The 25,483-nt window shown below is 66.3% G+C and carries 29 protein-coding genes and 1 pseudogene; 17 read left to right on the top strand and 13 right to left on the bottom strand.

Features of this window, described 5'->3' with window-relative positions:
- Positions 1–14: 14 nt before the first annotated feature.
- Positions 15–410, bottom strand: a complete 396-nt coding sequence (locus KKZ08_RS38240) for a hypothetical protein (RefSeq protein ID WP_223778813.1) — start codon at positions 408–410, stop codon at positions 15–17.
- Between the two features lie 286 nt (positions 411–696).
- Here KKZ08_RS38240 and KKZ08_RS38235 point away from each other — a divergent pair, with 286 nt between their 5' ends.
- Together KKZ08_RS38235 and KKZ08_RS38230 are read left to right on the top strand one after the other, a co-directional pair.
- Entirely contained in the window at positions 697–1,041 is a 345-nt protein-coding gene (locus tag KKZ08_RS38235; RefSeq protein ID WP_223779393.1) for a hypothetical protein, read from the top strand.
- Positions 1,029–1,253, top strand: a pseudogene (locus KKZ08_RS38230) (GNAT family N-acetyltransferase); the annotation flags it as partial. The gene KKZ08_RS38235 and the pseudogene KKZ08_RS38230, both read left to right, overlap by 13 nt.
- 73 nt (positions 1,254–1,326) lie before the next feature.
- Here KKZ08_RS38230 and KKZ08_RS38225 read toward each other — a convergent pair.
- A complete protein-coding gene (locus tag KKZ08_RS38225; RefSeq protein ID WP_223778812.1) occupies positions 1,327–2,379 on the bottom strand; it encodes a hypothetical protein in 1,053 nt (350 codons plus the stop codon).
- 595 nt (positions 2,380–2,974) lie between these two features.
- Between KKZ08_RS38225 and KKZ08_RS38220 the strand changes: the two genes are divergently transcribed.
- Both KKZ08_RS38220 and KKZ08_RS38215 read left to right on the top strand, forming a co-directional pair.
- On the top strand, positions 2,975–3,901 hold the full coding sequence (locus tag KKZ08_RS38220) for a hypothetical protein (protein ID WP_223778811.1): 927 nt from the start codon (positions 2,975–2,977) through the stop codon (positions 3,899–3,901).
- 136 nt (positions 3,902–4,037) lie between these two features.
- Positions 4,038–4,613, top strand: a complete 576-nt coding sequence (locus KKZ08_RS38215) for a GNAT family N-acetyltransferase (protein WP_223778810.1) — start codon at positions 4,038–4,040, stop codon at positions 4,611–4,613.
- Between the two features lie 36 nt (positions 4,614–4,649).
- On the opposite strand, the gene KKZ08_RS38210 is transcribed toward KKZ08_RS38215, so the two are convergent.
- From KKZ08_RS38210 to KKZ08_RS38200, 3 genes are read right to left on the bottom strand one after another with little or no spacing between them, the layout of a single operon-like run.
- Positions 4,650–5,510, bottom strand: coding sequence for an IS5 family transposase (locus KKZ08_RS38210; protein WP_346657910.1), 861 nt, complete (start codon positions 5,508–5,510; stop codon positions 4,650–4,652).
- A gap of 13 nt (positions 5,511–5,523) precedes the next feature.
- Positions 5,524–5,964 (bottom strand): hypothetical protein, encoded by a 441-nt coding sequence (locus KKZ08_RS38205; RefSeq protein ID WP_223778809.1) that lies wholly within the window; start codon positions 5,962–5,964, stop codon positions 5,524–5,526.
- Positions 5,965–5,967: 3 nt separating this feature from the next.
- A complete protein-coding gene (locus tag KKZ08_RS38200; RefSeq protein WP_223778808.1) occupies positions 5,968–6,312 on the bottom strand; it encodes a DUF6192 family protein in 345 nt (114 codons plus the stop codon).
- Between the two features lie 219 nt (positions 6,313–6,531).
- Here KKZ08_RS38200 and KKZ08_RS38195 point away from each other — a divergent pair, with 219 nt between their 5' ends.
- The 3 genes from KKZ08_RS38195 to KKZ08_RS38185 all read left to right on the top strand — a co-directional run bounded on the left by KKZ08_RS38195 (position 6,532) and on the right by KKZ08_RS38185 (position 10,120).
- Positions 6,532–7,560, top strand: a complete 1,029-nt coding sequence (locus KKZ08_RS38195) for a tyrosine-type recombinase/integrase (protein WP_223779358.1) — start codon at positions 6,532–6,534, stop codon at positions 7,558–7,560.
- The gene (locus KKZ08_RS38190) at positions 7,557–7,880 is read left to right on the top strand and encodes a helix-turn-helix transcriptional regulator (RefSeq protein ID WP_223778807.1); all 324 of its coding nucleotides are present in this window, start codon (positions 7,557–7,559) and stop codon (positions 7,878–7,880) included. The genes KKZ08_RS38195 and KKZ08_RS38190 overlap by 4 nt, the downstream gene beginning before the upstream one ends.
- A gap of 1,211 nt (positions 7,881–9,091) precedes the next feature.
- Entirely contained in the window at positions 9,092–10,120 is a 1,029-nt protein-coding gene (locus KKZ08_RS38185; RefSeq protein WP_223778806.1) for a hypothetical protein, read from the top strand.
- A 294-nt stretch (positions 10,121–10,414) separates the two neighbouring features.
- On the opposite strand, the gene KKZ08_RS38175 is transcribed toward KKZ08_RS38185, so the two are convergent.
- A complete protein-coding gene (locus KKZ08_RS38175; RefSeq protein ID WP_223778804.1) occupies positions 10,415–10,585 on the bottom strand; it encodes a hypothetical protein in 171 nt (56 codons plus the stop codon).
- A gap of 709 nt (positions 10,586–11,294) precedes the next feature.
- Between KKZ08_RS38175 and KKZ08_RS38170 the strand changes: the two genes are divergently transcribed.
- From KKZ08_RS38170 to KKZ08_RS38135, 8 genes are all read left to right on the top strand, one after another.
- Positions 11,295–11,816 (top strand): hypothetical protein, encoded by a 522-nt coding sequence (locus KKZ08_RS38170; protein ID WP_223778803.1) that lies wholly within the window; start codon positions 11,295–11,297, stop codon positions 11,814–11,816.
- 3 nt (positions 11,817–11,819) lie between these two features.
- A complete protein-coding gene (locus KKZ08_RS38165; RefSeq protein ID WP_223778802.1) occupies positions 11,820–12,782 on the top strand; it encodes a hypothetical protein in 963 nt (320 codons plus the stop codon).
- Positions 12,783–12,905: 123 nt separating this feature from the next.
- Positions 12,906–14,264 carry a methyltransferase, FxLD system gene (gene fxlM, locus KKZ08_RS38160; protein ID WP_223778801.1) on the top strand — a complete coding sequence of 453 codons (1,359 nt, stop codon included), beginning with the start codon at positions 12,906–12,908 and terminating at the stop codon, positions 14,262–14,264.
- A 310-nt stretch (positions 14,265–14,574) separates the two neighbouring features.
- Positions 14,575–14,766: a hypothetical protein gene (locus tag KKZ08_RS38155; protein ID WP_223778800.1), complete on the top strand. Its 192-nt coding sequence runs from the start codon at positions 14,575–14,577 to the stop codon at positions 14,764–14,766.
- Between the two features lie 2 nt (positions 14,767–14,768).
- Positions 14,769–15,182 (top strand): DUF6221 family protein, encoded by a 414-nt coding sequence (locus KKZ08_RS38150; RefSeq protein WP_223778799.1) that lies wholly within the window; start codon positions 14,769–14,771, stop codon positions 15,180–15,182.
- 68 nt (positions 15,183–15,250) lie between these two features.
- A complete protein-coding gene (locus tag KKZ08_RS38145; RefSeq protein WP_223778798.1) occupies positions 15,251–15,490 on the top strand; it encodes a hypothetical protein in 240 nt (79 codons plus the stop codon).
- A 765-nt stretch (positions 15,491–16,255) separates the two neighbouring features.
- A complete protein-coding gene (locus KKZ08_RS38140) occupies positions 16,256–16,546 on the top strand; it encodes a DUF6233 domain-containing protein (protein ID WP_223778797.1) in 291 nt (96 codons plus the stop codon).
- A gap of 41 nt (positions 16,547–16,587) precedes the next feature.
- Positions 16,588–16,803, top strand: coding sequence for a hypothetical protein (locus KKZ08_RS38135; RefSeq protein ID WP_223778796.1), 216 nt, complete (start codon positions 16,588–16,590; stop codon positions 16,801–16,803).
- Positions 16,804–16,952: 149 nt separating this feature from the next.
- Here KKZ08_RS38135 and KKZ08_RS38130 read toward each other — a convergent pair whose 3' ends face one another.
- From KKZ08_RS38130 to KKZ08_RS38120, 3 genes are all read right to left on the bottom strand, one after another.
- On the bottom strand, positions 16,953–17,303 hold the full coding sequence (locus tag KKZ08_RS38130; RefSeq protein ID WP_223778795.1) for a hypothetical protein: 351 nt from the start codon (positions 17,301–17,303) through the stop codon (positions 16,953–16,955).
- Positions 17,304–17,545: 242 nt separating this feature from the next.
- Entirely contained in the window at positions 17,546–18,577 is a 1,032-nt protein-coding gene (locus tag KKZ08_RS38125) for a hypothetical protein (RefSeq protein WP_223778794.1), read from the bottom strand.
- 681 nt (positions 18,578–19,258) lie between these two features.
- Positions 19,259–19,429 carry a hypothetical protein gene (locus KKZ08_RS38120; protein ID WP_223779392.1) on the bottom strand — a complete coding sequence of 57 codons (171 nt, stop codon included), beginning with the start codon at positions 19,427–19,429 and terminating at the stop codon, positions 19,259–19,261.
- A gap of 106 nt (positions 19,430–19,535) precedes the next feature.
- Between KKZ08_RS38120 and KKZ08_RS38115 the strand changes: the two genes are divergently transcribed.
- Both KKZ08_RS38115 and KKZ08_RS38110 read left to right on the top strand, forming a co-directional pair.
- Entirely contained in the window at positions 19,536–19,769 is a 234-nt protein-coding gene (locus tag KKZ08_RS38115; RefSeq protein ID WP_223778793.1) for a hypothetical protein, read from the top strand.
- A gap of 352 nt (positions 19,770–20,121) precedes the next feature.
- A complete protein-coding gene (locus KKZ08_RS38110; RefSeq protein ID WP_223778792.1) occupies positions 20,122–20,421 on the top strand; it encodes a hypothetical protein in 300 nt (99 codons plus the stop codon).
- A gap of 1,297 nt (positions 20,422–21,718) precedes the next feature.
- Here the strand turns inward: KKZ08_RS38110 and KKZ08_RS38105 are convergent.
- The 4 genes from KKZ08_RS38105 to KKZ08_RS38090 all read right to left on the bottom strand — a co-directional run bounded on the left by KKZ08_RS38105 (position 21,719) and on the right by KKZ08_RS38090 (position 25,072).
- Positions 21,719–22,279 (bottom strand): hypothetical protein, encoded by a 561-nt coding sequence (locus KKZ08_RS38105; protein ID WP_223778791.1) that lies wholly within the window; start codon positions 22,277–22,279, stop codon positions 21,719–21,721.
- A gap of 402 nt (positions 22,280–22,681) precedes the next feature.
- Positions 22,682–23,281, bottom strand: a complete 600-nt coding sequence (locus KKZ08_RS38100) for a hypothetical protein (protein ID WP_223778790.1) — start codon at positions 23,279–23,281, stop codon at positions 22,682–22,684.
- A 241-nt stretch (positions 23,282–23,522) separates the two neighbouring features.
- On the bottom strand, positions 23,523–24,527 hold the full coding sequence (locus tag KKZ08_RS38095) for an IS630 family transposase (protein ID WP_263303393.1): 1,005 nt from the start codon (positions 24,525–24,527) through the stop codon (positions 23,523–23,525).
- Positions 24,528–24,643: 116 nt separating this feature from the next.
- The gene (locus tag KKZ08_RS38090) at positions 24,644–25,072 is read right to left on the bottom strand and encodes a TIGR02679 domain-containing protein (protein ID WP_223778789.1); all 429 of its coding nucleotides are present in this window, start codon (positions 25,070–25,072) and stop codon (positions 24,644–24,646) included.
- Between the last annotated feature and the right edge of the window lie 411 nt (positions 25,073–25,483).

Raw genomic sequence — 25,483 nt, 5'->3', positions numbered from 1 at the left:
AGGTGCTGATCTACTCAGGCCGTGTCGCGCAGGGAAATCGGCAGGGGGAGGTCGGCGGTTGTCCCCAGCTCACGGGCCGCGCGCTTCTGCCTCGCCCGGCGCAGGGCGGCGGCCTCGGTGGCCGCGGCCTGACGGCGGCGCTCGACGCGGGCCTGGTCGATCGGAGCCGGTGTGTCGTCCGGGACGGCCGGGCGGCTTGGCGGCGCGCCTCGATTGCGCGGCGGTAGCCGTCCGGCGAGGTGCGGCGCTTTATCTTCGTCGTCGCCCTGTCCCTGATGGCTGGCTTCTTCAACTCCGCGCACCAGGACTTCGTCGCTCTGCTGCTGACCGTGATGATCACGACCATCGGTATCACCGGCCTGTGGCTCCTGCCGCCGGCCCTCGCGCCGCAACTGCTCGACACCCTGCACCCGAATGCGATGAGACTCGTCTGGCTGGTTGCCATCAGCGCGCTCGCCATTGTGATGGCGGTGTTCACGCCGCGCGTGCTGCCCACCGAGTCGACGTGGCAGGCCGCTGCCTGGCTGGTCATGCTCACCGGCACCGTCATCGCCATTGCCGCGCTCATTCGCGCAGAGCAGCTGCTCCGCCGCCTGAGCAAACCTCGAGCAGCGACGTCTCCGAGACCTGATCCGCCTGCCCATGTTCCCGTGTCCGGGGCCACGGAACGCCCGACCCATCTTTGGGGAACCAAGCGTGTTCGACAACCTGGTGGCAGTGGCCACCGGCAAGCACAAGGAGCGCCTGGTCAAAGCCGCCAGGGCGGCTTCGGTCGACCTCGTCTGCGCAGGAGACACATGGCGGGCCATCCACTCCCAGTGCGCCCGCCGCCACAACATCGTTCCCTTGCCCGGCCGGGACGCCGGCGGTGGAGGCCGGGATCTGCAGCCGGTCGGCCTGACCGGCCCCCAGCTGGCACTCATGCTCACCACACTGTTCCGCGGCGCGCGACATACTCCGTCGCCCACCCCCACGAGCGGGCGGTCTTTCAGCGTGTCTACGACGCTGCCGCCGCAACTCGCACTGACCTGCGAGGACTAGGCATCGGACAGGCTCTCATGGAGGAGACGCGCAGAGTTGCCAGGGACGAGATGGGCCTGGAGCAACTGCACCTTGCCGTCCGCGACGGCGTTGGTCTGGAGGGCTTCTAATGGCGGCTCGGCTGGAAAGAAATCGGCCGATGGCCCGGCGCCCTCCGGCTCAGCGCGGGCGACGATCACGACGAGATCCTTATGATCCTCGCCCCGCTCTGAGCGGTCACCTCACAGGACGGTGACACAGGGCCCCTGCGATCCGGCTGCCTACGTGATGTGGGCGCGACAGACATCAGGCATACAGGTAACGGTCCACCAGGCGCAGCAGCGCTTGGGTGTTGAGCAGTGCTGCGAAGGCGAACTCACTGCGGTAGGAATTGGAGGAGGCCTTGTGCGAGCCCAGGTGTCGGTTGAGCGTGTGTTGACGGTCAAAACCACTGAAGACGTTCTTCATTGCGTTGACCAGCAGGTAGGGGCCCAGCATGCGCAACTGGGGTGATCCCGAGTAGGTGCTGTGTGCTCCCGCGATCATTTTGTGGCTGCCGGTGTTTGGGCTGGGCGGGAACGCCCCCTGGGGGAAGTAGCTGCGCAGCCAGGCGTGGCCGTGGGCGCGCATGGTGGTGTCCAGAACGTTGGCCAGCCGTGCCTGCGCTGGTGAATCGTGGCCATCGCGGATACAGGCGGCGGCCTGGAGCGTGAGTTCCCGTAGGTCGAGCAGGTCGGGGTGATCGACCTCCTTGAGGCTTGTCTCAACGTCCTCCACCACTTCTGGGCGGTGCTCCATCAGGCAGCTCTGCCGGTCCTTGGAATGGCGTAGCGCCAGGAGTTCCGCGACGATCTCAGCACGCGGAGCCCAAGCCAGGCAGGTACCGTCCTTCGCGCTGATACGCAGCAGCCATATCCACAGCCCGGCGTCGACGTCGCGCAGATTGTCGGGCAGCCACTCCCGGAACAGCCAGCGCAGCGTGTCGAACCTGCTGAACAGGTCCTCGGTGAAGACGCGGCTGATCGTGCCGGCGATCTGATGCAGCGAGGACTGGAACGAGTCCGTTTGCAGGGTGAGGGAACTCAGCGGCGATGTGTACGACGATATCCAGTTGCGCTGGAACGACCGCACCGAGCTGCTGAGAATGCTCGTCGTCGGCCGGGTGGCGGCCTGTACGGAGTTCAGGAACGACTGCTGCTGGGTCGCCATCGAGGCCAACGCGTCCAGCACGATCTTTACGTTCGTCGTCGGCCGGGTGGCGGCCTGTACGGAGTTCAGGAACGACTGCCTTTGAGCCGCCATCGAGGTCACCGCCGACGCTGCGATAAAGGCATTCTTCCGCGCCACCGCGTGCAGCATCGGGTTCCCGCATGCGATTCATGTCGGTCATCTGCGCTCGCGCGGGCCCCAGCGGGCCGTAGTCCCGCAGGATCGGGTGGCTGATCGGCCGTACGCCGCTGGTCGCCTCGGCTTCGGCGTCGTCCGGCTTTACGTCTTCGTCGCTGTCCTGCTGCTCCGGCTCTTCCATGGGCACCAGCATCCTCTGTCCCACCGACACCGGCCTCGTATTTCTCAGGTCCGCCTGTCGGCGGCCCTGGCCAGTCTCTCCCGTGCTGGCATGGCGCCGGAGTAGCGGCCTTTCGAGCGCTGTGTTTATTCAATCGAGGTACACCCGCGTTGGTTCCTGTTCGCTGGCACTCTGAACCTCGAAGAAAGGCGGGCGGCGTTGACTGCTTCACCCGATTGCAGCGTCAGCGGCTGCGCCTCCTTGATCCTCAGCCGCCTACCGGATGTGATCAGCGCGGGCAGCGTGAACGCCCGGCCGCGCGATGGAAGAAGCCCCCGCAGCTCCCTCGCCGAGGACCGGCCAGAAGCATCACCCACGCACGACACCATCAGCACCACCTCAACGAAGCGCTAACCGCCGGGGGCCGGTCCGCGCGGAAAAGCAGCCATGTCTCCTCAGGCCGCCCTGGCCCTCACCCAAGACCGCCGCCGCTGCACCGGCGAATCCCACCAAGCCCTCAGCGCACTCCTTGAGGACGACGGCCGGCCGCTCCCCGTCCCCGCAGCCCGCCGCCCGGAACAGGCGCTGCTGGAGACTGCGGTCTTCCTCGCCTGCTGCAAGATCGGCGGTGTCTGCGAGCACCCGCTGGGCATCGTCCAGGTCCGGCCAGATGAGGACCAGCTTGTCCTCCGGCTCGCCAACGAACCCTATGTGACCTATTACTGGGTCGAGTTCCTCCTCCCCCGGCTGGCCGACCACGACGAATTCTCCAGCCCCCAGGACTGGATTATCGGCGTGCCCGGCCTCCGCTACCGCAGGGAGAGGGGCGGCATCTGTCTGTACCGCCCCGGCATGCCGACGAGCATCCTGCTTACCGGCTTCAACCCCCACTGGTGGGATCGCGTCGTCAACCGCCTCGCCCCCGACTACGATCTGCTGCAGCCCAAGCCGGACTGGACACCCGAGGAAAGAACCGCCTACGCCGCAGCCATCGCCTCGCCCTGCGATCCGCCCTCGATCTACTCGCCCCTGCTCCGCCGCATCCGGGCGACCGCCGGGCCAGGGCCGATCAACAGCACCGATGCCTGGCACGCTGTCGGCGGCAACGTACGGCTGGAGACCACCGATGGCCCGCCGTGCCCCGACCTCATCCGGCTTCTGTGTGACGGCCCCACCGGGCTCGGCTGGGAAGTCGAGCACAAACGCTGTACCTGCCTGTGCGATCACACCCACGCAGACATCGGATGCAACATCGACTTCTGCGAGCCCGCCACCGGGCGGTCCGTGTACTACTCGAACGCCAAATGGGGCCGCACGCTTGATGACCGGCGCCGCGAGAGGATTGCGGAACTGAACCGCGAGGCCTTCGCCTGACCTCATGCGCTGCAGCAGTGATCGAGAATCGGCCATACAGCCACGGTGAAGGCGTTCAATGGCCATGCTTCAGTAGGTGTCTTTGATCCTCGGGGGCACTCGTTCATGCTGTGATCCGGCTTGAGATGCTGTGCCTATGCCAGCTTTGGTGACACCGCTGATGCCCACGGGTTGTCTGGTTGGGGTTCCCCAGCCGTCCTTGCCTGTAGAGGGAGGTTTGTTGCTGCGTCCCTGGCGGCTGGAGGACGCCGCTGCCGTCGTAAAGGTGTTTCAGGACCCGGATATTCAGCGTTGGCATCTGAAGCGGGCTGACTCCGAGGCGGAAGCACGAGAGTGGATCAAGCAATGGCAGCGGGGCTGGCAGGACGAAGTTGCCGCCCACTGGGCTGTCGTCGACGCCGGGAGCGACGCTGTCCTTGGTCGGGTAGCTCTGCAGTCAGTGATCCTGATCGGTGGTCAAGCCGAGATCTCGTACTGGACCGCGCCGTGGGCCCGCGGTGCTGGTGTCTGCTCCCGCGCCGTTGAGGCGGTAACTGACTGGGCGTTGGGCGAGGTCGGGTTCCACCGCCTCGAACTCGGACATTCAGCGGTCAACCAGACATCGTGCCGCGTGGCGGTCAAGACGGGTTTCGTGCAGGAAGGCATCCGTCATAAAGCATTGCTGCATAGTGACGGCTGGCACGACATGCATCTCCACGCTCGCGTCCGATAGCACGCTCTCAGCCCAGTCCGGCAGACAAGATGCTGGTCAGGCTGGGCCAATCCTTTTCCAGCCGGTGCGGGGGCCGTTGCGGGTCAGTCGCCGGGTCATGAGAGTGATGAACGCCCAGTTCAGGTGAGCTTCGGCGTGTTGAGGCAGGCGCTCGTAATCCCTCGCGTTGCGGCGGGCGTTCATGATCCAGCCGATGGAGCGTTCGACTTTCCAGCGGCGGGGCAGGACGACGAAGCCGCGGGCGCCCTTGGGCCTCAGCACGGGCCGCAGAGACATCCAGAGGTGGCCTGCGGTCCAGGCGGGCAGCAGGTCGCGGGCGTAGGCGGAGTCCGCCCAGACCTGGGTGATCTGCGGATGGGTGAGTCGCAGGCGCCAGAGGAGGTCCCGGGCGATGATCTCGTCGCGGACGTCGCCCGCCGTCACCGTGATCATCACGGGCAGGCCCAGGGTGTCGACCACGAGATGTCTTTTGCGCCCGTTGATTTTCTTGCCTGCGTCGTAGCCGCGGCTGCCCCGGCCGACAGTGGAGGCCGCCTTCACCGACTGCGAGTCGACGATGAGCGTCACGGGGAATGGGCAGCGGCCCTTGCCCGTGCGGATATGGCGCCGCAGCTGGTCGCGGATGAAGGTGACGACCCCGGCCCGGTTCCATCGCGCGAAGAAACCGTAGACGGTCTGCCACGGCGGGAAGTCCGCAGGCAGGGCCCTCCACTTCGTCCCGTTGTCGACGAGGTAGCGGATTGCGTCGACGATCTGCCGGCGGGGCCACTTCTCGGGGTGCCCGCCGGTCTTGGTCCGGCATGCCTCGACCGGCAACAGGGCTTCAAGCAGGGCCCATTCGGCGACGGTGGTGTCGGAGGGGTAGCGGCGGGTCCGGTGACGTGCAGTGGTCGGCATGGCTGGACTCGTGTCAGGAGCGGGACTGCTTGGAGAGCTGGGCGAGGGTGGAGCGGACGCCGGTGAGCTGGTCGGTGACCAGCTGGGCCCATTCGTCGTCGGGGTAGCGGGCCAGGTGGGGGTCGAGCGTCCCCGTGATCATCCGGGTCAGCCGTCCCAGGATCTGCGCCAGTTGCTTCTTCTCGTACTCGATCCAGTCCGCGGGATCGTCGGAGAACATGTAGCCGTCCTTGCGCCGCCAGATGATCGGGGTGAGGTGCTCGGCCGCACCGACGTCGCGCAGATGGCGCACTCCCCGGGCGACCTGGGAGCGGGTGATGCGGGTGGCGGACATGAGCTGGTAGGTGTGCAGGCCCGCGGGTCTGGCCTCCATGAGCGCGACGCGGACCAGGTCGCCGTAGTGCTCGGACAGCGGCCGCGCCTCCCGCGACCGCGCCGGCGGACGTCGGGCCATGGCCTACTCGCCCTTCAGTAGCTGGGTGAGCTGCTCGTCCAGGGTGAACTTGCCGTGATCGAGTGCCCCCTCCAGCCAGTCGGCCGCAGCACGGACCCGTGCCAGCTGGCGCCGGACGGTGTCGCGCTCGTCGTCGGTGAACTGCTGGCCGCGCATCTTGGGGACCAGCCGCCCCAGGGTGGCCACGAAGCCATGGCAAGACCCTACGAGATCGACGTACTCCAGGGTGTGCTCGATCTTGCGGACGGCCGGGACCCGCTCGCGGATCTTCTCGCGGCTGGCGGCGGTGTTGTCGAACTGGGCGCGGTTGACCAGCATAAACAGGATGAATTGCATCAGATGCAACACTCCACAGGGCTCCTGAAGGGGCGTTCTGGCTGGTCAGTGAGGCGGCCTCCGCGGAGGGCTGTCGAGTCGATCAAGCCTGACCTGCACGTTAGCATATAGATTCATCATTGTTGCGTTTGATACAACAGGTGGGTGAGCATGCAAGCACCCGGTTCAGCGCACCTTGTCCTGGCCCGCAACGTCATCCATCTCGACCCGGCCCCCGCGGTGTTCGACGCGATGAAGGAGGGCTGGGCGAGGCAGCAGTCAGCCCGGTTCCTGAAGTCATCGACGATCGACCCGCGGCTGCGGTTGATTGAGCGGTTGGAGGAGTTCACCGGCCAGTACCCCTGGCAGTGGACACCAGCGGACGGCGAGGCGTTCATCGCCCACCTGCGAAGCGGCAGCAAGCCGATCCAGATGTCGACCGCCCGCACCTACGAGGTGACGATCGGCCTGTTCCTGGAGTACCTCCTGGACTCCCGCTACGGCTGGCTGCACGCTTGCTCGGAGCGGTTCGGTGAGGTGCCGCAACAGGTCTTCCACGAAGGCAATTCAGTCCTTCATACGGTCGAGTACGAGGGCGACCCACGCCGCCGGCCACTGGACTACGACGAGATCCAAGCCCTCTTCGACGCCGCCGATGCTCGGCCGAGCAAGATCCGCGGCCAGGGCCGCAAGGGCGCCCTCTGCGCTCTGCGCGACGCTGCCGTGCTCAAGACGATCTACGCCTACGGGACGCGCCGCACTGAGTCTTCCCGACTTGACCTGGTCGATCTGCGGCGGAATCGCAAGGCGCCACAGTTCCGCGGCTACGGCAGCGCGATGGTCCGCTTCGGGAAGTCCCAGAAGGGTTCGCCGCCCAAGCGGCGGACGGTGCTGACCGTCCCGGAGTTCGACTGGTGCGTCGACGTGCTGGACCAGTGGGTGACCGAGATACGTCCGCATTTCTCGCCCGGTCGCCACCCCGCTCTCTGGATGACGGAGAGGTGCGGGCGCCTTTCACCCCGGTCGATCAACGAGGCGTTCGTCGCCGCCCGCGAGGCCGCCGGCCTCGATGAGGACCTCGACCTGCATTGCCTGCGCCACAGCTACATCACGCACCTGACCGAGTTCGGCTATCCCACCCGGTTCGTCCAAGAACAGGTCGGACACTCGCATGCATCCACCACGGCGATCTACATGGGGGTCTCGAACGAGTTCCGCAACAAGCTGCTGGAAGCATCACTGAAGAACCGACTGGGCGACGACTGGGACGTGACGACATGATCAAGAAGATGGGCTACCAGTGGCATCTGCGAAAGCTGATGGCTGAGAAGGAGATGTTCCAGACCTCTGACCTGGTGCCGTTGCTGGCCGAGCGAGGGGTCACCCTCTCGCGAGAACAGGTCTACCGGCTGGTGACCCAGCCGCCCCAGCGCATGAGCATGGACACTCTCGTTGCGCTCTGCGACATCCTCCAGTGCACCCCGAACGACTTGATCAAGCCGGAGGTCGTCAACACCCAGCTCCGCAAGGTTGTTGGCGACGCCGACCCGACCCCGATCACACCGCGGCGAGCCGTCGTCCGGCGCCCCGGCAAGCCGTGAACCAGAAGCAGAGAAATCAGCGGGAGCTCGCGGAGGCCAGGGTCAGCATCATCGGTCACGTTCGGCACCGGATCCCGGAGCTGACCGAGCAGGCGGCCCAGGCAGTCCTGGAGCGGGCCAAGGCATGGGGTCCGATACCTGCGCGCGAGCTGGCCCGGCACTTCGCTGAACGCAGAGACGCGCTCACCGCCCCGTCGCCCCACTGCCCGGCCGCGCTGGTCCGGCTCCTGCGTCAGCTGGAAGCTGACGGCTTCGGGGAGGCAGTCACCCAGTTGTCCTGCGCGATGTGCGGCCGCAGCGACCGGGAGCTTCCCCGCCCGACGCCCCAGGGCCGCTGCTGCATGTGGTGTGTGTACCGAACCGAGCTGCGGAAGTGCGCCCGCTGCGGACAGGAAGGCCTCATCGCCCGCCGACTCGAGGAGGGGCCGATCTGCAGGCGCTGCTACAGCAGGGACTCCTCCCTGTCCTGGGAGGAGTGCGCGGGCTGCGGACAGCGCAAGCTGCCCAAGAGCCGACGTGAGGACGGCAAGGCACTGTGTCAGTCCTGCACTCCCAGGCCGGAGCGGAAGTGCATCCGGTGCGGAAGGCTGCGGCCAGCCCATGCCAAGACTGAGGACGGACCGGTCTGCAACAGCTGCTATGCGCCCCCGCCCCGGCTCTGCGGAGGCTGCGGCAACCTCCGGCGGATCAGAGTCCGTGCCGCCGACGGACAGCCCGAGCTCTGCCAGAACTGCAACACGGGGCCGCTTGGGGTGTGCAGCATTTGCGACCGGCAGGCGCGTGTCTACCGCGTGAGAGAGCGAGGAGGCGCCCTCCACTGTGACCGCTGTCGGCCGCGCACGCTCGTTCAGTGCGCCGACTGCGGCCGTGAGCGTGACGCTCGGGCCAACTGGCCCCTCGGCCCGGTCTGCGACACCTGCTTCAATCGGCGCCGGCGGAACCCCGCGCCTTGCTCGCGGTGTCAGAGCGCCCAGGTCCTGATCGGCCGCGCTGATGACGGAGGCGATCTCTGCGGGCCCTGCTGCGGCACGGACATCACCTACAGCTGCAGCCGCTGCGGTTTTCCCGGCGACATCTACGACGCCGGACTCTGCACCCGGTGCTCAGTCGGTGACCGCGTGCGCCAACTCCTCGCGCCCGGGGACGGCCCGGGCCCATCGGCACTCCGTCCGCTGGCTGACGCACTTGCCTCGGCCGACCATCCGCGATCCGTGCTGACCTGGCTTCGAAGCAGCTCCGGTCCGAAGATCCTGGCGGAGCTCGTGTCTCAGAACACGGAGATCACCCACGCGTCTCTGGACGCCCTGTCCCAGGACTACAACTCGACCCACCACTTCCGGAAGCTCCTGGTGGCGACCGGCGTCCTGCCGGAGCGAAACGAGAATCTCGCCCGTCTGGAATCGTGGTCTGCCGGTGTCCTGACGCGTCTTCCGCAGCATCAGATGAAGATCATCGGTCCGTTCGCTGAGTGGCAGATCATCCGCGCCGCGATCGATTTCCTGAACTGGCTCGATGGCAAGCAACTCGACCTGGCCGCAGCCGGCCAGGAGGACCTGGACCTCTGGCTCACCACTCACCCCACACGACGCAGGTCGATCGGAGCCTTCATCCGATGGGCCGGTGCCCGACGACTTACCAGCAGGATGGCCCTCACGGCAGAGCGAACCGGGCTCCCAACCCAGTTCATCACCGAAACCGCCCTGAACGAGCAACTGAAGCGCTGCCTGAACGACGACCAACTCCCCCTCGACGTCCGCATCGCGGGCGCGTTGATCAGGCTCTACGGCCTGCCCGTCGTCCGGCTGGTTGAACTGACCACTGACCGGTTCGAACGCACGGGGGACGACGGTTACCTCACCATCGAACGGAACCCCGTCCTCTTGCCGCCCAAGCTGGCACTGCTCATCCAGGAACAGATCGCTCGACCGACGGTCCGCTCGATGCTCCGGCCGCCACAGGACGGCCGCCCCACCTACTTGCTTCCCGGAGTGCCCGCCCACCGTCCGATCACGGCGCAGAGGATCGTGAACAAGCTGCGGCAACACGGCCTGGAAGTCATCAGCGCCCGCAACACCGCCATGCTCGAAGCCGTCGCCGACCTTCCTCCCATCGTGATCAGTGACCTCTTCGGCGTCAGCGCTGGCAGCGCCCACAGGTGGGCTCGGTTCGCCCAGGACAGCTGGACGGACTACCTGGCTGCCTGCTCGAACGACGAAGCGGGATCCCCGGAGGGATCTTGAAGGGACGGAATGGTGCAGGGTTGGAACACCGCCTCTGCACCAGACCAGTCTCTGTGTTCTCGTAGACCGGAACCTCTCACCGATGGCGCAGGCCCCTCCGTGGCGTGTGAGCCGGCTTGGCCGTCAGGGGAAAATCGTCTCCGTGCTGTTGTTGTAGCGCACGTATTCATCGCCCTTGAACAGGTACATGTCGTTGCCGCCGCTCGGGACCATCGCGGCTGCATCGAAGTTGGCGGTGAACGCGGTGCCCTTCAGTCCCGGGAAGCCCCTTTCAATGCTGTCACGGCGGACGATCTAATCCTCGTAGACGTGGTAGCGGACGTACTCGGAGTCCTTGAACAGGTAGATGTCGCTGCCACTGGTCGGCACTGTCGAGGCCGCCTGGAAACCGGACCGGAAGGAGGTGTTTTCCAGGCCCGGGAAGCCAGCGGCGGTCTTCTTGCCGGTAGAGGCTCCGTACGCCATACGGCGTAAAGATTGGGCCGATGCGAGGGGTGGGCTCTGCGCTCGTTAGCTCCAGGCTTAGTACTCGCGGCACCGTCCGCCGGCGTTGCTCGACCCGAAGGTCACCGGCAGATCATGCGTCTGGCCGTCAAAACCATCATCGACTCCCCCACCCGCGCTCTCGCAGGACGTGACCTTCCTGCCAGTATCGGCTTGAGTGCCTGAGCGTGGTTTTCTGTGCAGTACCAACTCGCGATCGCCAGCCGTCGTCATTCCGCTCGCCCGGTGCGTTCTTTACGCCGTAAAGAAGCCGGAGGCGCGGGGCGGATCAATCGCGAACCGGCGAGTCCGACCGGCCGCCTCTTGCGTGCGCCACTCGCCGGGAGGCGCGCGCAAGACGGGGAGTTGATGGCTCGGGGGTTCAACACCCGGTTCTTTACGGCGTAAAGGTGGGGCCTATGTGAGAGGTGGGCTCTGCCAGTACGGCCCCGGGAGCGGTGTAGGGCAGGCGCCCGACCTCATCCCAGCACCGCCTACGCCTGCTCCCAGTTCACCCAGAACAGCTAGACGGCCTGCCTCGCAGCCATCCAGGCCACCGACTAGCGCGTGTTTACAACGTCTCGACGAAACCAGGGGCAGTGCCGGTACGTGTCTGATGGAGTGACGTGGTGACGGCTCCAGTGCAGCACACCCCAGAGCCGGATCTGATCTCTCGGAAGGAAGGGCGAGGATGCTGTCAGAGGCAATGACTGCGCTGGCCGCAGCGGGAGGCACTGCGGTGGTGCAGGCCGCTGGCACAGACGCATGGGCGGGGTTCCGTCAGCAAGTGGCCCGGTGGTTCGGCCGAGGGAACCCGCAGCGTGAGAGCGCCGAACTGGAGCGCCTCGACCAGATCGCACCCGAACTGGAGGCGGCCGAGGCGGCCGGGATGGAGCGGGCGCGGGCGCGTTTCCGTTCGGAGGCGGTGTGGCAGGCCCGTATCGAGGCCCTGCTGGAGAGCCTGGACGACACCGAGCGAGCTGAGGCGGCCCATGAGTTGCGCGTGCTGCTCGCCCAACACGCTCACCAAGGCGGGGCGTCGGCTGGCCAGGACGGGCTGACCGTCGGCGGCAACGTCCACATCCGCGCTGACCATGGCTCGATCGCGTTCGGCGTTGTGAACGGCGAAGTGGACTTGGGCCCCCACGTCGTCAGGCACACCTCCCCCGGACCGGAGAACGATCCGGACGACGACTGGCCGCAGGAGTCCTGATCCGTGGGTGACATCGCCAAGGGCGTCCTTGGGGGCGGATGGGCGCTGGTCGTTGGCTGGGTGCTGCCCGCCGCACTCAACCTCGCGGTCTTCTTCCTCACCGTCGCTCCCAGTCTGCAGCGGACTGCAGCCATCAAGCGCGTCTGGCCCGACACGGCCAGTCAGACGGCCCTGCTACTCCTCTGTACCGCCGTTCTCTTCGGCATCGTGCTCAACGCTCTCCAGACCCCCCTCTACCGGATCCTTGAGGGCTATCTGCTGTGGCCGCGCAGTGCGTACGATCGGGGATGTCGACGGCAGGGGGCCCGGAAAGATCGGATCACGGATCTGATTGCCCGCCCGGAAGGCCGTACTCCGGTACAGCGTGCACTGCTCAACGAGCAGTTGGCCCGCTACCCGGCGGACACCGACCAGCTCGCCCCGACCCGGCTCGGCAATGCGATCCGTCGATTCGAGGAGTACGGCCACAACCGCTTCCGCCTCGATACCCAGGTGCTGTGGAACGAGCTGAGCGCAGCTGCGCCCGCGCAGGCACGCCGCCAGGTGGAGACAGCACGTACCAGCGTTGATTTCTTCGTGGCGTTGCTATACGGGCACGGGGTAGTGGCGGTGCTTGCCCTTCTGGCCCTGACGTCAACCGCCGCCGAGCGGCCCCTGCTGGTCGTCACCGCCACCATGCTGTGTGCACTGATTCCGTTTTGGTACCGCTCCGCTGTGTACGCCACCGATGAGTGGGCCGCCGCAGTGCGGGCCATGGTGAACTTGGGCCGCAAACCGCTGGCCGACGCGCTCGGACTGGTACTGCCGCAGCAACTGTCCGAGGAGCGCACCATGTGGCAGCTCGTTACCCGGATGTCCCGGCGCCCCTACCGGGATGCTGCAGACACGGCCTTCGCACCGTACCGGGCTGCGCCACCAGATCCGCACTGCCCACTGCATCCACCGGCTCCCGGCCCGGGCGCGTGATTCCTACCGCACTGGACGTCCTTGCAGAGGAGCCACACCCATCCCCGAATAGCGCATGGTTGGAACACTGCCTCTTCCCCAGTCGGGGACGTCTTCGTCCCGACCGCACTCGCGATCGACAGCGTGTGGCCCGGCGTCATCCCGGACCTGCCGCCTGTGGTCTCCTACCCGCTCGCCGCCGATCGGCCGCCCGTGCCGGGCGAGCCGGCCGAGGCCGTCCGGCTGCGCCAGGCGATGGCCCAGACGGTGATCGACGGCGGCTGGGCCCCGTCCGAGCCCGTCCGCGACGCGCTGCGCACGGTGCCCCGCCATCGTTTCGCCCCGGAAGTGAACCTGGCGGCCGCATACGACGGCGGCGACCGGGCCGTCATCACCCGACGCGACGAGGCCGGGACGGCCATCAGCTCGGTGTCCGCGGCCTGGCTCCAGGCCGACATGCTCGAGAGCCTGCGTCTTGGGCCGGGTGCGATCGTGTTCGAGGCGGGGTCCGGAGGCTACAACGCCGAACTGCTCGCCCACGTCGCCGGATCCGAAGGCCGCGTGGTGAGCGTCGACATCGCCCCGTGGGTCGTACGCCGCACCCGCGCCTTCCTCACCGAGGCCGGCAGCGGACGCGTCACCGCCGTCGAAGCCGACGCCCCACTCGGCGCGCCCGCCCATCTCGTACCCCGCGGTGGCTTCGACGGCAGCGTGATCACCTACAACTGCTGGGACATCGCTCCGCCTTGGCGTGAGCAGCTGGCTGAAGGCGGGCGTCTAATCATGCCGCTGGAGATGGGCGGGTACACCCGGGCGATCGCGTTCGAGCGGCGCGGCGAGGTGCTGCATGCCCGTCGCTTCACCTACTGCGGGTTCGTCCGCGACCAGGGGCAGCAGGCCCGCCCTGCCCCAGTCGTTCCCTTGCTAGGCGGGGCACTGGCGCTGCGCTTTGATGACGGCCCCGCCGCCTGCACGGAGGGCCTGGAGGAGGCGCTGCGCGGGCGGCGGCACAAGGTCGCAACCGGCGTGACCATGAGGGCGGCGAACTCCGACTTCGGCTCCCTGCAGTTGTACGCCGCCACCACCCTGTCGTCCTTCTGCCGCCTGGTCGCCCACCAGGACCCGGGAGAGGGGGTGACCGGCATCGCGAAGGACCGCGACGCCCCCGCGATCCTCGGCGAAGCCTCGCTGGCCTATCTGATCCACGTCCAGACCAAGGACGGCGACAGCCCACAGGGCAAGGAGTGGGAGTGGTTCGCGTACGCCTTCGGCGAGCAGGGGCCCGAGCTCGCCGAGCGGCTGGTGGCCACGGTGCTGGCCTGGGACCGGCACATCCGCGCCGAGGCCAACGACGAGCACGCCGATCCCGTCCTGTCGGTCTACCCGGCCGGCACGCCCGACGATGCGCTGCCCGTTGGTGACGTCCTGGACAAGGTGAACTGCCGCTTGGTGTTTCGGTGGCCGGGGCGTGACGCTGTGCTGCCCGGGTCCGTTGAGCTGTGACATGGGTTCGTAGTTGGCACAAAAGAGAGGTAGGGGGCACCGGTGAGCCTCGGCCTCGTAAGTCTGCTGGTCAGCGGCTCGGCCTGCGTACGCGCGCGACCGCTACCTGTACGTAAGTGCCAACTATCTCTCTGAACTCGGCGCCCTTTCCAGGACGCCAATCCGGCAGATGTGCTGGTCAGCGCACTGACGCTGTGCGAACTACGAGTCCTCGTCACATGCGCGGAGGTCGGGTAGCCGGGGCGCAGTAATGCGCTCCGGCTACCCGACCTCATCGAGAGCGCGCGCCCTCGGTGAGGTCTTGAAGGCGATGCCGTCGCAGAACAAGGCACTGAAGGAGGCCCGGCAGGCGGCCGTGAGCGAGCTACTCAACCGGCCGGGGGCGTCGCTCCGTACGGTCGGCGCCGAGCTCGACATCAACTCCAGCACGGTGCAGGACATCATGAAGGGCTACTCAGGGTCGGGCTCGAAGCGGCCGAAGAAAAACGACGCGGAGACGTAACGGTGGACGATCTCGCGCAGTGGTACGGCGAACAGCTCGACGAGGACGAGGCCGATGCCCGGGACTGCGCCACGGGGAACGGCAGGTGGCGGGCAATGGGTGAGTCGGTCCTCGGCGACGGCAATGCCGAGATCGTCACCGTGTGCGATCTCGCGGCCGCAGACCACATCGCCCGTCATGACCCGGCGCGGGTGCTGCACGAGATCGACGCCAACCGGCGCCGTCTCGACCGTCACACCCTGCAGCCCATGGTCGGCCGCGACAGCGACGAGAACGACCCGTCCACCTACGTCCTCGGCTGCCCGACTTGTCAGGTCGGCGTGGTGGTCGAGGGTGATTGGCCGTGCGAGGAGGTGCGAGACATGCTCGTCTCGTACGCGGACCGGCACGGCTACCGCGAGGAGTGGCGGCCGTAGCCGCGCGTACGGCCCCCTGTCTCGCGGGTCGAGGCGGGGGCTGCGTCCTGCCCGCCTAAGATCCGCTCGTGGCAGAGATTTCCGATGACCTGATCAAGCTGGAACGTTCCGCCGAGGAGGAGCGCGCACGGCTCGCGGGCCTCGACTGTGAGGAGTACAAGGCGCAGTGGCACAGGTGGGCGGATGCCGTCGAGCAGTTCCAGGCGGCCGTCACCGCGCACGCCGCGACCACCGGCCAGCCACGGCACGAGGTCGAGATGGCGGCGAAGAAGGCCGTACGGCACGCCGACGAAGACCCCGTCGAGTAACAGGGGCCTCCTTGGTGCTCGTAAATCTTGTCGAGCTGGTCAGGCGTCCCGGAACCGTGCGGCGAGCGCACAGGGCTCGCACATCGCGCCTTCACCCGGGAAGGGGACGGTGCAGTGCGCGCAGTTCCAGCTCCCGCATCCCGTGCAGTGGAACTGTGCGTCCCGGTGTGGATGCTTGGGGCACCAGTGTCGTTCTGGTGCGTTCACGGCAGGGTGAGGCTCTGCGGGATCCGGAGAGGACAGCCCCTGGGGCGTTCTGCTGGCGAGGAGCCAGACGAAGGCGCCGCTGATGAACAACGAGATGACACCGTGTGTTATGACGCCGACTTGCAAGATGCCTCCGCGGTGCCAGAAGAACTCGTATGCGAGGGGCAGGTATGCCCATGACCAGAGCGTCAGGAGCGCTACCGTCACCGTCCGGTGAGAGCGTGGGGCGTCTTCTCGCAGAAATGCGGCGGCCAGGATGAGTGGCACGAGCATGCCGACGACCGTAGGAAGCGCGATCCCGGCCACCAGCAGGGCGCCGAGCAGGACGGGGATGCCTCCGCATCCGATGCCTGACGAGGCATGAAACGGGCCGATCCTTCCTCCGAGTGACAATCGCATGGGGCTCCTGTGTCTTCGCTGTTGGCTGCGCGTCTGGCTGCGACTCACGGGTCACGCGCAAGGTTGCCTTGGGGGCATGCGATTCGGGGGCCTAGACTCGAACAAGCGAACGATCCGGCTCCGCTTACCCGCCTCGACCTGCTGCGCTTCCTAGAGCGCGTGCAGGAGCGGGACCTCGCACGCACGCGCAAGTGGATCCGCGGACGAGGAACGGCGGCAGGCAGACGGGCCGAGGGCGAGCGGCGCCGCCCGCCGGCCCCGGACTGGATCATCGAGAAGAGCATCGGCGACGGGCCGCCCGCGAGCGTGCACGTCGGCGGCTGTTACGCCGCGCCGAAGTGGCCGCGGGCGCTGGGTGTCACGCGCGAGCAGGCCCGCGAAGCCCTGTATCGACAGGTCCCCGCCTGCCCGCACTGCCGCCCGGATGCGGCACTCGGCGTGCTGGAGTAGCCCGGCGTGCGCCGTACCCTGCGGCCCCGCACGCTGGCGTCATGGCCTCCACCGTGCCCGTAGTGATCTACCCGCCCGACGGCGACGGCGGGCGCCGCGTCCGTGTCGACGGCACGATCCTCGGGCGCGCGTACTCGGTGCTGGACGTGGCCCGGTTCATGCAGGAGGCGGGGCTTCAGGACTGGGACGAGATGGACGTCGTCCGGTCCGGGATGATCGAGTGGCGCGGCGGTGGGCCGGACGCCTGGACGATGTGATCGACCCACGTAGTCGGTTAACGGACGGACGCTGACGCCAGACAGGCGAAGCGCTCCCGTCGCCGCGATACCTGGTGCCCATCAAGAGGCCTTCGGTCACCTTGACAGGCACCAGGGCTATCTACGGCGTACGGCCCTTCGGGTACGGATCAGTGTGGTGCGTCGCCGCCACATTCAGACTGCGGAAGCACCTTGTTCTTCTCCCCCAGGGGGGAATCTCCCAGGCCCACCCCTGACCAGTAGACGGCTGTCGAGGCGCGGGGTTTGCCATCGGGCGCGGTCACGAAGAACTCCGACACGTATCGCTGTCCGCCTGCTGTTTTGCCTTCGATCTCCAGTACGCGGCCGCCGTCTGCTTCCTTGGTGGCGCCTACACCCCTGGAACGAAGAACTCGCGGCTTGGGCCCGGGCTTGAGGCAGAAGTCATCGGCCTGCTTGCGTACGTAGGCACAGGCCTTCTTCTGGTAGGCGAGTTCCTTGCAGAACTGCGCGGCGTTCAAGTGCGGCGCCCGGGAGACCACTCGGTCGAGGACCGCGATCGCTTGCTTCTCGCTGACTGTCCTCTGGGGTGCTGGGTCCGCGGTGTCGCTACTGTTGGCGCACGCGCTTGCGGCCAGGAGCAGAGGCGTGGCCAGGAACAGGATTAGGGGGCGCATCTCGTGCCTCACAGGTTGATGGCGGGCCAAGTGGATCAAGGTTGTCATGGCGTCCTGCCCTTGATCCACCTGGGTTCTACGGTTACTTACACGCCCCATCCGACGTTCGTCCAGTGCTTCCACTTGGGTCGGCCTTGGCGCTGGTTCGTCTTCACCGCGACCTGGTGCTGGGTCCCGCGGGCGCTACGTGCAGTGCCCTTCCAGTAGCTGCTCATCTTCCCGGCTTCTGCGTACTTGTGGATCAACTGCTTATCGCAGATGTCGAAGTTGGCTGACACGCTGACCGAATGCAGCGTCACGCTCGCGCTCCTGGCGCGGCAGTCGTTGCGGTCCTGGCTTGCGTTCGGAGCCCAGTCCTGCCAGCTCACGTGTGGGCCGTTCGGGTTGCTCTTTACTCCATGTCCACAGCTCTTGATGGCCCAATTTCCATAGCGGTCGCACGTGCTCATGGCGCGCTTGGAATAGAAGTTCCATGAATCGTTCCCGTCGTGCTTCTCCACCCAGTTTTGATAGCAGGAGTCGTTGTAGGCAATTTTGTATGTCGTGCCGTCAAAACGCTTCTTCACTATTTTGCGCCGGAAGCAGTCACTGGCAATCTTTTTGGCGTAAGGACGGACGGACGCGGAAGCTTCTTCGGGGTCGTCTTGGGTGGCGTCATCGGCCGCCGGCGCCTCTTCCCACTCGACGCTCAGGTTGCAGCCGTCGGGCTCTTCCGGTGCCTGCCCCGGTTCGAGTGGTATGCCGGTCTCCTCGTCGTTAATCGTATAGGTGAGGCTGGTTATGCTCTCGGGAGCCACCAGGACTTCGCTATCCTGGTCCTTGCATGCCGACGCGGGCAAATCTAGCTGAGAGGCGACCTTAGACATATCAACCTCCAGGACCTTGTAGTCGCTTGGCAGATCGGATGCCCGTGCGGTGGATCTCTTTGCTTTCAACGCGCCCGGCGTAGTTTCGGAAATCTCGTCGAGATTTTGATTGGCGAACTCGGCCAGTTCATTTTGGCCTGCCGCAGTTTCTGTGATGTCATCTGCGTTCTCCTGTACGACGGGAACGCTGATGGCAGCCGCACCGGAGGGTTGTTTCTCCGTCGGCGCCTTCGCCTGAGCTGCCGTATTCACAGTCAGTGCCGTACCGGTTAGGGCGAGAATGAGCCCTACTGCGGTATAAGACTTTCTGGGCAAGTGTCGAAATGAGTGCACGCGATCTCCAAATGCTGATCATATTAGCGGGGTGGATTTCGTGAAGTTGCCGTAGTTGACTCGTTGCGCCTTCACCTCGGTGGGCGACTCCTGCCGCACTGGCGACAGCGGACGAGACGGTTCCGCCTTGAATCTTCACACCTTCCCCGTGATCCCTCCGTATGGGGAACATCGAAGGATCTTGCGCAGGCCGAACCTCCTTGTAAAGGAAGGATCCGAGGCTGTTGGCCAAAAACAGCACGAGTCTGCTTTAAGCGCAATATGCACGTTTGGTGCTTTCTGGCGCCTGCACAGCGACCGTTGGGCCGGGACTTCACCAGAGACCGGCGACTCACCACCCTTGCTGCTTGTCGCCTCCATCGGCGAGTGGCTGATTCCGGAGGTCTGCTTCGAGCGGCACCAGCGCGTACAGCCCTGACCTGCATTACCCGCTCAGAGAGCGCTGCTGAGGGCAGCGCCGTACCACTCCAAGGCGCGCACCGGCCTTCTTTGAGTAGTGGCCGGCGGGTGACGGCGCGCAGGCGGGTCCTCGGTCTCACGCACTCGGATGGAGCTCGACGACCCAGCGTGGGTGCAATGGCGGGGCGGACGGGCTCACCGCTACGCAACGATGGCGACCAGCAGTACGAGCACGAGCAGAAGCACGATGGCGACCGCAAGGGCGGTGAGTCCAGTTACCCACCCGATGACGCGCCAGGCGACCCCGGTCACGAGGTTCGCGCGGTCGACGGCCTCTTGGTAGTCACGGTCGTCGTCCCAGTCGCAGTCCATAGACACCCCCGGGCAGGAACCCACAGCTATCGCCTATCCACAGGCACACACGTTCCCTGTGAGTCGGCCCTACCGTGCCCCTTCTGCGATCACGAAGGGGGACGGCATGACGAGGGTGGAGCTCACGCGCGCGGCTGACGAGGCGCTGACGGTGATGCCGGATGACGTGCACGAGGAGGTGTTCGCGCTCATGGGCGTCCGTGATGTGGCCGATCGCCAGCTTGGGCTGTTGCGTGTCGTCGGCGAGGCGGTCGAGGACGGTGGCCCGGCGGACCAGGTACTCGCGGTGATGGGGGGCACTGGTCGGTTTCGCGAGGCCAGTTCAGCCTTCGAGAGGTGATTCTCGGACCATTCCTCGTTATTTCTCGCTGCCCATACGAACCTTACGTCACGCCTGTGTCTCAGATAGGCCGAAAGTCTCCTCGTCCGTGCAGGCGGTACGCGCCGCTGAAAGGATTCTCCGTCTTCTTTCCTGTTAATGAGTTTCCGCAAGTGGCCCTGGTGGCGCGTGGGGACGATTACGCTTCGAGAAAACGGGATGTCCAGACACCTACTAAAGGCGAAGAAGGCTGGCCGGAAGGCGATCACTCGTTTGCGGGACACGCGCTTAAGCCGATTTTCCGTTGAGCAGAACCCTTTTGGCCGCGAAGACCGCAGTCGCGCACCCCAGTCACACGACCGAAAGGGAAACCATGAGCATGATTCTGACAGGGCAGGTCACCCTCGACTCCGACCACCCTGTGGAGACCCAGGGCAGTGACTTCTCGACCTTCACCCGTGTCACCTTTCCCACCCCCTTCCCCGAGGGGAGCCAGGTCATCGTCCTCACCCAGGTGCAGACCTTCAACGGTCCACACACCCCCGGCGTGCGTATCGCCAACGTCAACCGCACCGGGTTCCACATTCGTATGAACGAGCTGTTCGGCGCTAACATCATGAGTGACGGCGTCCACACCACGGAAACCATCGGCTGGCTCGCTACCACCGTCTGACATCCGCCACCGGCCGGATGCGCCCCGGGAGAAAAACGGGAATATACCCGATCGGTACACAGGCGGCTGACCGACTGCGATGCGCCGTCCCGTCGTCATAAAATTGATGGCGATGACGGCGCATCAAGCGGGAATGCCTTCTTTGATGAGTGTTGATGGAGGGCGTGGCCGCTGTCACATACGCCGTGATGAGCCCTTTCCATGCTCACTGCCTGCCAACCGTCGTAGCGTGCTGTGTGGCGCAGGCGAGCGTCAGCTGCGAGCGGCTCGCCTGCGTCCACGTCCTCAGGAGCGCACGGACACGTAAGCGACCACGGCGAGGGCCGCGACGGTCACAGCCCACCCGACGAGGCGGGCCGCCAACCGTCGGCGTAGCCGCTGCGCTCCCGCTCGCGCATACGAACCAGTTCGCGCTGGTACCTATCCGGTGTCTCGCTCATGCCGCAACCACCCCGCCCTCCGTCCAGACCCGCCCGCACCCGGTGCAGTGCGCAAACGGCAGCCGGCCTTCACCACCGTGGACATCGATTGCACCCCCGCAAGCACACCGCTGCTCCAGTGTGCGGCGCTGCGCGGCGATGTCGAGGGCGCGCTCCACCCGCCCGGCCGCACCTTCCGCGACCGTGTCGATGCGCCTCTCCTCCCGCTCCGGTAGCGCCGTGAACGGGCCCGGCGCGCGGGTGATGCGGGCGAGGAGCCACAGGGCGGCGTACGGCGCCGTACGGCTGGGTTTCCTCCAGGCGGAAGGGGTCGCAAAGGTCGAGGTGATGCCAGGTCGCCCCGTCGTGGTCACCGGGGCGGGAATGGGCGGTGGCCGGATGCAGGCCCGCGGACACCGCCTGGCGTATCAGCTCGGCGCCTAGGAAGCCGTTGTCGCCGGTGATCAGCACAGTCATGCCGCCTCACGCGACGGGCGAGCGCCACCGTCCTGAGCCACTTTGGCAGGTATCACCGGTCAGCCCAGCCAAGGAGGCATGAGCGCCGGACCGAACCGCGCATACCGCTCCGACCGTCGGCCGGCCTGGCCAGCCGGAGTGCTCACTCCTCAGGCGAGAACGCCGCTGTGTTCGGCGAGACCGCGGAGTTCAGGACAGGACGGCGGTCTCAGAAAGCCAGGTGGGTGTCGCTTCGCGGATCCCCGAATACCAGATGTTCGTCCGTAGAGCCCGTTCTGTGTCGAACGGTGCCAGGGCCGGGCGTAGCCGAGGACCACGTCGATGTCCGGGTCGGTCGAGTCGAGGGAGGGTGCTCGCGTATGCTCCCGCCCCGCGCGTTCCGGCGCCTTGAGAACCGGCTCTCAACGACCGCGAGGGCCGTCTTCCGTGGCGACGATATTGTCGGTGATCCACATGTCGGCGTCGGTCACTGAGGCTTTGGGGGCGAAGTAGGTACACCGGTACTTCGTCTTCTGGTTCAAGGGTGCCTTCCAGACCCGGGGCATCGAGTCACAGCGCATGTCGCCGCCCCCGTCCTCGTCCCGGTGGTTGCCCCACCAGTAGGTATGTACTCCCGCCCGGGTGAGCAGGCCCGTGCTGGGCCGCGCCTCGTATCCGTCGCCCATGCCTCCGAATCCTGGCTTGCCGGTGAACCGCACCGGCCAGACCACCTTGAGGCCCTCATAGGTGACCGTGCACGTGATCGTGGCGTCCCGGACCGGCTTGACGGTGTCCTTGTCGCAGGTGGCACTGGTCTTGCCCGGAGCGTGGGCCATCCGGACGGTGCGCTTTCGCAGCTCCTCTTTGACGTACTCGACGAACGGGGCGCCCGCCTCCGGTGCCGGCACCCCCTCGTTCTCATCATCTTCTGGCGCGGTTGCAGGTGGTGACGCGATCGGCTTGCCCACCGGCGAGCCGATCACCGACGGTTCTGCCCCGGCGTCGTCCTTGTCGGTCTTGCTTCCCGTGCAACCGGCGAGCAGGAGGCAGGAAACGGCGGCGACAGGTATGAGTACTCCCCGTATGGCGTGCATTCCGCACACGTTACCCACCCACCCGCGGACAGGCACGGCGCGCCGACGAGTTGCGGCGGCTGAGTGGCCGCCGCACTGCGGCCTGCACCTGCCGGAAGCGTCTACCAGCAGTCACATGACGAGCCCGTCAGCCCACAATCGTGCAGAGCTGCGAGATCAGGCGGTGGTGCAGGAGCGGTGTCGCCCCCTGCACCATTGCCGCGTACGCCGGAGCAGGCAGCGACGTGGCTGATGTCCGGAACGCCTTTTCCATCGGCTAGCTAGTTCGGGGAAGAAGCGGGCGGTAGCGGCTCAGGTGGCCGGCGCTTCGGACTGCTGTTCGCCGGCAGGCTCCGCCACGGCCGCGGTGGTGTAGAACACCGAGAAACCCTGCTTAGCGCGTTCGACTTGGCCCTTGGCGACCAAGTTTTCGACCGTAGTGCGCACGACACCGGGCTTGATTGTGCGGTCGGGGTGCGCCTGAGTGAGGGCGTTGGTGATTTCGGAGGCGGAGCGCGGCTCGCTCTGCGTGCGGAGGTGGTCCCTGATCAACTCAACCAGTGTCGGCCCCGCTGCCGGTTGGGCTGGCTTCTTCGCAGCGGCCTTCTTGGGCGCCTTGTCCTTCGCTTGAGCCGTTCCTGACTTGCGCGTGCCGGCTCGTGGGGCGGGCACCTGCTTCTTGCGGGTCGGCGCCTTCTTGGCGTCACGCGCCGGGGCGTCCGGAGAACCCAATGCCTGCTGGACTTTGACCAGCACCTGGTGATCGCTCTCCAGCGCATGCAACTGTTCTTGCAGCGCCGCAATCTCAGAGCTGATGCGTTCTTGTTCCTTGAGGTTGGTTTCCAGATCCGCGGCTACTTGGTTGGCATAGCCGGCCTGGACTCCGGTGGTACTCGGCTGGACCTTCGACACAACAGTTGCCTTCCGTCAGTTGAGCCTTTGTGGCTCGGTGCGTGTTTGTAAGTGCTCAGCATGGGTTGCCCTGCGCGCGCAGCACCACGACTTGCTGCCCGTTCTCGCGACGTCAGTAACTCGCACGGGGTGGTGCGGCGTACGCGCGTATAGCCCAGGTGGACACACGAGGACGCAACCTCACTCCTTCACGAGCGACAGGACCGACACGGATACCGAAGAGCACTCCTACCCGGGGCAGTTACTGAGTTTGTAGGCGTGGTGTCGTCAGTGTGAGGCCGGTCGCGGTGAGACATCCGTCGATGATGTCGCTGCGGTATTGGATCTGGCGGAGGCCGTGTCGGAGTCGGCTGATGAGATGGTCGGAGTTGGTGAAGGCGGTGTTGGCCTGACTGGTCCGGCGGAGGATCGACCAGATGCCTTCGACGGGGTTGAGGTCGGGTGTGTAGGGCGGTAGGTGGTAGGCGGTGATCCAGTCGTGTGTGTCGATGAAGGCCCGCATGCGGCGGTCTTTGTGGACGTTGAGGTTGTCCCAGATGAGGACGATCGGTCCGCCGAGCTGCTGGTGGGCGGCTATGAGGAGGTCGCGGTACTCGGTCCAGGCGAAGCTCTTGCGGCCGCCGCTCTTATGGTCGGTATGCCGTCTGGGCCGGTAGATCAGGCGGGAACGCTCGCCCGGTTTGTGGCAGCACAGGGCTGCGATGGAGAAGCGGCGTTGGGAACGGCCGCGGACCCGGATGACCGGTGTGGTTCCGCGCTTACCCAGGTGCGGGAGGTCGGCGGCGTCATCGAGAATCCGGCTTCGTCCTCGAAGACGAGCCAGGCCCCGAGCGCCGCCGCGGTGGTTCCACGTGTGGCCACACGTCCTGACCCAGCTTACCACGGCCTTCTCGTCACGCTCGATGACCCGACGTGCTGGAACCTGGTGGCTCCAGCCATGCCGCCGCAGCATCTGGGAGATCCCCGACAGCGTCATGGACTTGTGGAACCGCCGCCCGATCAGGGTCTTGATCCGGGCGAGTGTCCACCGCTGATCAGGCCACCCGTGAGCGACCGGACCTTTGGCCAACTCCTCCTCGAGCACGGCGAAGAGCGCATCGCTGAGCTTCGGCCGGGACACCGGACCACGCGAACGAACCCCGTCCTCGCCCGCCTCCTGCCAGGCCCGCCGCCACCGCTGGACCGACCGGACACTGACCCGTAACTCCTTGGCGATCTCCGTACTGCCCCGCCCATCGGCGAACATACCGACCGCTTCCATCCGGACCCGCTCACGGAACACTTGCCTCTCCGCGGTCAGACCCCCACCCTGCGGATACCTCATACCACCGGCATACCGCGACGATCATCAACCGTCAGCCCCTACGACAAGACGACTTCAACGTCAGTAACCGTGCACGAGCTCGTTAGCGCCGGCTGGGCCCGCACGGTCGCATGGCTGTCCATCCATACCCACAGTCCGGCACGTTCGTCTTCCTTTCGGCGTCGTTCTGTCGCGCGATCGTTGAGGGGGCCTATGAGTTCGGTGACGGCTTCACGAACCGAGGAACCGGACAGTTCGGTGACTGCCTCTTCCAGGCGGGTCAGTGAGGCGGAGGGGCGCGGATCCGGCAGGCGGTCCAGACCCAGAAGGTCCGCGAGAGCCTCGCGCTGAGCTTCGTCAAGCGGTCCGAGGCGCACCCGTGTGACGGGGCGGCCGGAGGACAGTCGGCTGTGGACCGTGTGCCAGAGCGGGCCCACCGCGGGACGACGCAGGGTGCTTTCACCCGGTGCCGGTTCGGTGTGGGTCACCCCGCCTCCACATCAGCGCCGTTCCCCACGAAGCGAGCGCTGGTGACAGCGTCATCGTCCCCGTCGGTGAGGAGTTGGTGGGCAGCGACGCCAGGTAGTTCGCGATAGGTGCACCACTCGTGGTCGGAAGTGACCATCAGATCAAGGTCCAGTGCGGTGAGCAGGGCGAAGACCTGTCCGCGGTTGACCGCGTCCAGACGAGGACCTCGTCGGGCAGGATGGGGCGGGGTGCCAGCGGCACGGCCCTGCTCAGTCCAGGCGGGAGAAGTCGAGATCCACCAGGATCTCCTGCAAGACGACCTTCTTGTGACAACAGAGACCTCGAGACTCGTTGTCCATGGTCCTCGACGAACTCTTCTACCTGAGAATCGAGGGGGCCGGGGTCTGTTGGGTGGAGTCCGCCGGGGTGCG

It is taken from the genome of Streptomyces sp. 135, from assembly GCF_020026305.1.
Classification (GTDB): Bacteria; Actinomycetota; Actinomycetes; order Streptomycetales; family Streptomycetaceae; genus Streptomyces.
The sequence above is the reverse complement of the archived record's forward strand: the minus strand, read 5'-3'. Positions and strand labels throughout refer to the sequence as shown.